Source organism: Emticicia sp. C21, from assembly GCF_003418935.1.
Classification (GTDB): Bacteria; Bacteroidota; Bacteroidia; order Cytophagales; family Spirosomataceae; genus Emticicia.
The window spans coordinates 61,915-70,326 of the sequence record NZ_QVMT01000018.1 but is presented as its reverse complement, the minus strand read 5'-3'; the positions used below and the strand labels follow the sequence as shown (position 1 = coordinate 70,326).

Here is an 8,412-nt window from a genome sequence, read left to right as displayed (position 1 = left end):
GTCTAAAATTACATAAATTGCAATCGTGCTATCTTTTAGCATGAGTCCTTGTTAGTTTTTTGTTCGCACCTCAAAATTACTTGGACTCTCTTTTTTATCTATGACAAGTAGCAACTTAAGTTACCTAATTGGTTATAATCTTCTTTTCTGATGGTATATAACTCAACATCTGTTAAGGCTTGTATCGTCCATCGCGCAGGCCTATCAAAAACCAAACTGGCAAGGTCAGTAATAAAATAGCCTTTTGTTGAAATCCATTGAGTTACTTCTTTATCTTCTGTGCTTACATAAACCCTGAGCAGTCCTGACTTCATGAAGCTCAATTTCTCACAATACCTGCCTGTTCTTAAAAAGAAATCTCCTTTCTTTAAGGTTTGGGGTTTAAACAAAGAGCTTATAAGCAACAGGTCTTCCTGTTCAACCCCAAAATAAGAATTTATATATTTTTCAAGCTCTGTCATTCCTTTAATAGTAGATGGAAATTTTTATCGAATCTTAATATCCTTGCACCAAATTAAGAATAATATTTTATGTAGTTTTGGAAATCGAAAAACTTAGAAGCTATTTGAGTTAAATTTTACAAGTTAAAATATATTATTTTTTGTAAAGACAAGGTGCTAAAACCGGAGTTTAGCAGAGCTAAATGAGGATTTTAGCAGCGCTGTATTTACGAAAAAGAATTATTTTGATTGGAAAAGATTAACTCAAATAGTTTCTCAAACACCCACCATTTATGAAACGCAGTGAGTTTCTAAAAAACATTTCTCTAGCAACCATCTTATTAGCCGACGGAAGCATTATTCCTGCTTTAGGCAACGAGTCTTTTGCCAGGAGAACAAAATTAAGATTTGCAGTGGCTTCTGATGGGCATTATGGACAAGATAAAACCGATTTTCAACAATATTTTGATACGGCAGTATCACAGATTAATCAGCAGCATAAACAAGAAAAATTGGATTTATGTATTTTCAACGGAGATGTAATACATGATAACCCTGATTTCTTACCTGCCTCCAAACAAGCTTTGGATGGCCTTAAAATGCCCTATTATGTCACTCAGGGTAACCACGATAGAGTAGCTCCTGAAGTATGGGAACAAACCTGGAAGATGGCTTTAGACTATGATGTGGTGGTGAAAGATACGGCTTTTTTGTTTGGTACTACCTCTAATATTAAAGGAGAATATCTCTGCCCGAATGTAAGTTGGTTCAAAAACAAATTAGAAGAACATAAGAATAAAAAGAATGTATTTATCACGGTTCATATCACACCAGTTAAATGGACCGAAAATGGTAAAGACTGCGTTGAGTTTCAGGACTTATTGAAACAATATAAAAATATCAGGGGTGTATTTAACGGACATGATCACGATCAAGAAGGAGTGAAGATGAAAGATGGTATTCCGTATCTGTTTGATTCACATATAGGTGGAAGTTGGGGAACTCCATACAGAGGATTCAGAATAGTTGAACTCAAAAAAAATAATGATGTTCTGACATATCTGATGAATCCAATGGTTAAAATCAATGAAGCAACTATCTAAGTTACTTCATTGATTTTAAATAGGCTTCTGCCATTCTTTGACCCATCAGGCGTTGCCCTTCAGAATTAAAGTGGACGAAATCGCCTTTGTGTTTTAAATCATTGGTGCTGATTAAATAAGTGTTCGGGTCAGCATCTACATATTGTCTGATTATCTCGTTAATGGCATTCCATTCGGTAGGTGTTTTAGCATATGAACCTAATTCACCTATCATAATTGGTAGTTTGTTATTTCCTACATACTCTCTGAAAATACCGAATAGTTTTTTCAGGTTATCTTTGTATAAGGGAATGGCTTTTGCATTGGCATCGCTTTCTCCCTGATGCCATAATATTCCTTTTATAACTCCTTTGCTTTTAGCAAATTCTATTTTCTGGCGGAAGTTTGTTAATAATTGTACATTTCGATGCACTGAATCGCCCATCCATTGTCTGCTTGAACTACCTCCAACAGCAGTTGGAATAATAAGAATTGTAACAGATTTGTCCACTTCTTTCAAAAGTGTTTGAGTGAATGATAAACCACAATCTAAACCTTTCAGGTTTGGCTCATAGAAATGAATAGGTTCCTTGGCTTTGATAACCTGATTATCTTTATTGATAGTTAATATCCTTTCATTGGTAATGGTATCCTGTGCTTCTACTATTCCACGCCCAGCCATATTTGATTGACCTGCCATAATAAAAACCCAGGTTTGCTTTTGGGCAACACTAGCATTTTGTTTACCTGATTTGCAAGCATAAAGTGCAATGAAAATGACAATTGCCGGAAGAATTTTTTTCATATTTTTTGTTTTACTTTCATTTGTTCTGATCTGTCTAAGGCTCTGACCAGTAATGGCAGCGTGAGTCCTTGAATAATGAGTGTAATTAATACAACTACAACTGAAATAAAAATTATGGCATCACGCTGTATAAATGGAGTACCGTCGCTCAATAAAAAGGGGAGAGATAAAGCCGAGGCTAATGATACAATTCCTCTCATACCTGCCCAACCTATAATTAAAGAGTTTTTCCAGTCAATCTTTTCATCAGCATACAGCCCGGTTCTGAAACCCATGATATTCTGCGTTCGCTTGTCGATGGCTTTTTTGAGGTTTTTGCTATGTCCGAATATCCAGAATATTCGTAAAACCAACATGATAAGGCTTATTAGAAAACTATAACCTATAAACTGAAGAATATCTTCATGATTGATATTTTTGATAACTAATGGGTACTGCAAACCAATCAAAATAAACACCAGCCCATTTAAAAGAAAAATAATCACATCCCAGAATGACTTATTCTGCTCTTTAGTCCCTTTTGAAATTAATTTGCCAGAAAATAGGGCTAATGTAACTCCTAAGACAACTACAGCCAGCACCCCTGAAACATGTAATTCTTCTGCAACCAAATAGGCTATAAAAGGAGTCAATGCAATGGCACTAATACCAATCAGGCTATTATTATAAACCCTTAATAGGAAAAACGCTAAAATTCTGCCAATAACTATCCCAACAAATATACCACCTGCTACCACCATAAGAAATTGGAAGGGAGCTTTCAATAAATCAAAACTTGTGCCTACAATAGCTGCAACAGCAAAGCGAAACGCAATTAAACCGGAGGCATCATTAACCAGACTTTCGCCTTCTAAAATTGTAATGGTTCGATGTGATAATCCCAGCCCTTTGGTTACATTGGTCGCTGCCACTGCATCTGGTGGAGATAATATAGCGCCTAAAGCAAAAGACATAGCCCAGCTCATGGCTGGTATCAGATAATGAGTAACAACAGCTATGGCAGTAGTTGTGAAAAACACTAAAGGGAAAGCCAGTGTACTGATAGTTGCCCAATTATTCCTTAGCTCTTTATAAGAAATATTAAAAGCTGCATCAAATAATAGAGGTGGAAGGAAAATCAGAAATACGATTTCAGGATTCAGGATAATAGTCGGTACCCCCGGAATAAAACCAATGGCAATTCCTGCGGTTACTAATAAAATCGGATAGGGGATTCGTATTCGGGTTGCAATGGCTGAAAGAACAATCATTAGCCCCAGAATAATCAATACGATACTATAATTCTCCATTCTGTAACGTTAAATAGGATTTATAGCAAAGAAGAGTAAAAATGGGTGAAAACAAAAATTATCAACCTAAACAAATGCAGTACTTAAGATATTTTTAATTTTATTTTTTAGTGGTTATCACTATTACTCCATTGCCACCTCTTGCACCATAAATAGCACCATTCGCATATTTAATAGCTCCAAGGCTGGCAATTTCTCTTACATTAATACTATTAAGTAAGGATATAACAATAGCAGGATCATCAGTGAAATTCCCATCTATTGAAATCGCTGCAGGTTGTAAACCTCCCTGAAAACTTGTAGAGCTCCTGAATCCAACAAAATCTGATCTTACTATTAAACCCGGTATCTTTCTCAGTAAATCAAAGATTGTAAGATGCATATCCATTTCACTGATTTTTATATTAAAGTCATTTGATATACTTCCAATGCCTTTTTCTGCCGGTACTTCAATCGGTGTACGATTAAGCACAATACCATTACTTGTAAATCGATTTGTGGTATCAATATTGGTCGTTTTCGGACTCATTACCTCAAGCATTTCAAAATCTACTCTATCTAAACTTTCTGCTTCAGGTTTGAAGTCGTTAGGCAAAGTACCTGATATGCCGTCTTTGCCCCAGAAATCACGCATTTCAGCATTCTGATAATTTGTAACAGTTCCATCTGCAGCAAATTCCAGATAGAAATTTGGTAGTACAATTTGGGAGCGCTTGTAAGGATAATCTTTAAAAGTAAGCCTTACAGGTTCTGTTCTTTTTGTTAAGAAAACCAATAGTGGATATTCAGAGTGTAAATAAAAACGATTGGTCTCAGGATCAAACTTACAGAGCTCAGTTGTAGTACAGGCAATTAATGAACTATCGGCCAATTGGGATTTTACTGTTACAAATCCATCATATAAATCCAGTATTTTCCTCATTTTAAATATTATAAAACCATTTTCTTCAGTTTTATTCTGGGCCAGTGAGTTAAGAAAATACTTCAAGCTTTCGTGATAAAGTTTTAGTTGGTTCTTTTTCCATTTTAAATCCTGCTTTTCGTCAATAGGCGTCTGTTTCTCAAAAAAGTTATCTCCCTTAATCAGGCTTTCTGTATCATTATGCTCAAAATTTGTCAATTGGTAGGTTACTTTGTAACCCAACGCATCATTTTTGATAAAAAGTGGCCTTTCTGCATTTGCAATCAGTTTTTTGTTTTCATCCATATTAAAACTGACTACTTCCGGATTTGTGATTTCGCAATCATTCGGAAACTGTGTTTTACGTTGTAACTCGTTAGGATTACCCAACAATACTTTTTCAAATACTTTCCAGTTTTTTTGAAATTCCTTATCTTTTATGTTTGTGGCAGAAAAATTGTCCGGCTTTAGGTTCACCTGAACCACCTCAGTGTTTTCTTTAGCAGTAATGGCTTCTTTGGCTAGAAGAAATTCAGGATGATAAACCAGTAGTTCTAATTCCTGAAGGGGAGTAGGTACTTTAATTGTAAATTTACCTTCACTATTGGTCTTTACACCGTTTTCGGTATGATTAATAAAAACATCAGCCGACTTAACCGGTAGCCCATTAATATCAACTACCTTGCCGTTGATAAACCAGAATTTTCTTTCGTTTTCACTAAAAAGACCTGCTGTTATTTCAGGAGAAGACCCATCATTAATCAGAATTTCATCCTCGTAATCATCGGGTAATAAACTCGAAAAACCTTCACTTCCCCAATAATCTCTCAGAATCATTCCGTTTGGCATGGTTACCCAACCATTATGGGTAAACTCTACAGCGCCATTTGTCAAAACAATCTGCGAAAACTTGTAAGGATAATCACCAAAAATAGGTCTTGGATTAAAATGATTTGTCAGAAAAATCATCAATGCCTTATCTGAATGAAGCGTGAATCGCTTAGTAAGGCTATCATAAGAGCAAATGGATTTTGCCGGGCATTTGAATAGCAAACTATCCTTTAATTCTCTTGCAACAGTTGTGCGGCCTAAATAGGTGTCTTTTATTTGTTTTTCTTTAAAAATCTCAAAACCGTTTTCTTCCAGTTTATTCTGACTAAGCGAAACTAAGAAATTTCTGAATGAATCGTGATAGGCTCTTTTTCTTAATCTCTTCCATCGGTTTCCTTGTCTTTCATCCTTAGGTTTAAGGTTTTCAAAAAACTTATCTCCGGCAAAAAAAGTCAGTTTCCCGTTTGAGATAAAAGTCTCCATCTCGAACATAATCTTAAAGCCCAAACCATTGTTTTGTATAAAAATAGGCTCATTGGCAGTGGCTACAACATTTTTGTCTTTATCATAGACTAATTTGATAGCCTCGGGACTCATTATTTCACAGTCGGATGTAAATTGTGAATCGCCTAATAAACCTTCCTTAAAAATCCTCCACTTCTTCTTCCAGTCTTTATCTCTTTTAGCAGTGATTTTTACCTCTTTCAGCATATTCGAAGTCTCCATTAAGAAAATAATGGTTTTATTCATTTCATGCAGTGCCAATACCTTCTTGACAGTATTGTATCCAATGAATGAAACTACTAATTCTACCTTCTGAATGCTTTTAGGGACCTTTAGCGTAAAACTACCATCGGTTTTGGTGGTAGTTCCAATGGAGGTATTATTAACATAAACATTCACGAACTCAAGCGGGGTTTTATTTACTTCTAAAACCTTACCCCTGATATTCCAGCTATTATCCTGAGCAAGAGATTCAACACAGAAGCCCGCAAGAAAAATTGTAAAGAAACACAGTATTCGCCATTTCATATTTAAGGAGAGATATTTGAAATGTCTAATTTTTTTGAGTAAATAGTTCAAATATAACCAATTTCTTGTTTTTGGGGATTCCAGACTAATTATCTTTTTCATACAGTCGCTTTTTTGCTATTTTTTGGCGCTATTTTCCAAATATGGGAGCGCTTTTTGTAAGAGATTTGTAGCAAAATGAATTATGCATTGCTATGAAAAAAACTTTATTGACAGTGTTACTGCTTTCTCATTATACCTTATTTAGTCAGTCAATCCCTGCTTTTCCAGGCGCTGAAGGATTTGGGGCTTCCACCACGGGGGGCAGAGGAGGGCAGGTAATTTATGTAACTAACCTTAATTGCAGTGGCCAAGGTTCTTTGGCTGCAGCATTGCAAGTAGTGGGCAGAAAATACATTTTGTTTAAAGTAAGCGGGGTAATTCCTTGTGCCGCAGAGGTTTTTCAGGGTGATGTTCATATTGCAGGGCAAACTTCTCCGGGTGGAGTGATTGTACGGGGTATTGTTCTGGACGAAATTTATGAAACCAACACCAACTCAAAAAATGTCATTATCAGGCATTTACGGTCGAGACCAAAATTTGGCACGAATCTACCCAATCAGGGTTATGTATTGGATGATGCACTGCGTTTAGATGGCGCATCGAATGTCATAGTTGATCACTGTTCTTTTGCGAATGCCGTTGATGAAGCCGTTCAAATCTCCAATTCTCACAATATTACTATTCAGAACTGTCAATTGGCAGAAACGTTAGGAGAGCATTATCCATTAGGTGGAATGCTGATGAATTACAGCGAAGCAGGACATGAACAGGATAATATCAGTATTCATCATAATGTGTGGAATAGGATAGGAGGGAGAATGCCTGAGTTTTCTTGTGAATCGCCTTATTGTCATAACCGGACTTTGAATTTCGAAGTATCTAATAACCTGTTCTGGGATCAGCAGATACAAACCTGGTATAATCCCTGTACTTCCGGTGGAGATGGTTGCAGAGACTTTCATTTAAATCTGAATTATGTCAATAATAGAACTGTTGCAAGAAACAGTTATACTGGACCATTGGCTTCTGCTGATTTATTAGGGAATGCCAGTAACCGACTTTTCGCTAATGGCAATACCATGAATCAATACCCCACATTAGCAGATTATCAATTATTCTATTGCTGTAGTGATTTCAATACAAATGCGCCTAATACAGATCTAGGGTCAGCTACTCGCCTGACTACTCGCAATAACTTCCCTTTGATTTCTTATTCTCCTTCTAACCAACTAGTCGACTATGCACTTGAAAATGTAGGAGCATTTCCAAGAGACCCGATGGATAGACGTTTAATGAATCCGCTTAAAACAAATGTAATTGATACGAACCCGATTAATGGGACAGATTATTATAATGATGCTTTCCAGACAGATGCTGCACAATCTGCTCCCATAGATGCGGATAATGATGGAATGCCCAATGCCTGGGAAACAGCAAACGGGCTAAATCCTAATGTACAAGACCATAATGGCATGCAATTATCAAAGAAATTTACTGGTATTGAAGGCTACACTAATCTGGAATGTTACCTGAATGAATTATCAGATAAAATAGTAGGGAAAAAAAGTGTAGTCGTTGAGCAGGGTGGGGGTACATCAATTACAAGTCTGGAATTGAATGCCGATGAAAGAGTTACGGTTAGCATATCACCAAATCCTACGGATGCAGGTATTACAATTAAACTAAACGGAGAGTTGATCCATACCTGGCGATTTGAAATGATTGATTCGATAGGAAGGGTTTTAACTCAGGAAAATGAGATTAATGAGTTGACAAAAAGCTTTTATTTACCAAGACTTATTCCAAGCGGTACCTATTTTATCAGAATTTACCTGCAAGAAGGTATTTTGGAGAAGAAAATTGTTGTGATTAAATGATAGAACGTCATTTATCTTTCATTAAGAGGCTAAAAAGGGTAGATTAATCTCACTAATCTGTATTTTTAGCTTATTAAAATAAATCAAATAAAACTTGGAATTGTCATATATAA

The 8,412-nt window shown here is 36.1% G+C and carries 6 protein-coding genes; 2 read left to right on the top strand and 4 right to left on the bottom strand.

Going from position 1 to position 8,412, the window contains the following annotated elements; all coding sequences use genetic code 11:
• Positions 1-98: 98 nt before the first annotated feature.
• Entirely contained in the window at positions 99-461 is a 363-nt protein-coding gene (locus tag D0T08_RS25725; protein WP_116985628.1) for a Crp/Fnr family transcriptional regulator, read from the bottom strand.
• 272 nt (positions 462-733) lie between these two features.
• Between D0T08_RS25725 and D0T08_RS25720 the strand changes: the two genes are divergently transcribed.
• Complete coding sequence (locus D0T08_RS25720; protein ID WP_116985627.1) at positions 734-1,543, top strand: metallophosphoesterase; 810 nt, start codon at positions 734-736, stop codon at positions 1,541-1,543.
• 1 nt (position 1,544) lies between these two features.
• Here the strand turns inward: D0T08_RS25720 and D0T08_RS25715 are convergent, their stop codons facing one another.
• From D0T08_RS25715 to D0T08_RS25705, 3 genes are all read right to left on the bottom strand, one after another.
• On the bottom strand, positions 1,545-2,327 hold the full coding sequence (locus tag D0T08_RS25715; protein WP_116985626.1) for a sialate O-acetylesterase: 783 nt from the start codon (positions 2,325-2,327) through the stop codon (positions 1,545-1,547).
• A complete protein-coding gene (locus D0T08_RS25710) occupies positions 2,324-3,616 on the bottom strand; it encodes a Na+/H+ antiporter (RefSeq protein ID WP_116985625.1) in 1,293 nt (430 codons plus the stop codon). The genes D0T08_RS25715 and D0T08_RS25710 overlap by 4 nt, the downstream gene beginning before the upstream one ends.
• Before the next feature lie 100 nt (positions 3,617-3,716).
• A complete protein-coding gene (locus tag D0T08_RS25705) occupies positions 3,717-6,380 on the bottom strand; it encodes a carboxypeptidase-like regulatory domain-containing protein (RefSeq protein WP_158561352.1) in 2,664 nt (887 codons plus the stop codon).
• 194 nt (positions 6,381-6,574) lie between these two features.
• On the opposite strand from D0T08_RS25705, the gene D0T08_RS25700 reads away from it, so the two are divergent.
• On the top strand, positions 6,575-8,299 hold the full coding sequence (locus D0T08_RS25700; protein WP_116985623.1) for a T9SS type A sorting domain-containing protein: 1,725 nt from the start codon (positions 6,575-6,577) through the stop codon (positions 8,297-8,299).
• Positions 8,300-8,412 lie beyond the last annotated feature (113 nt).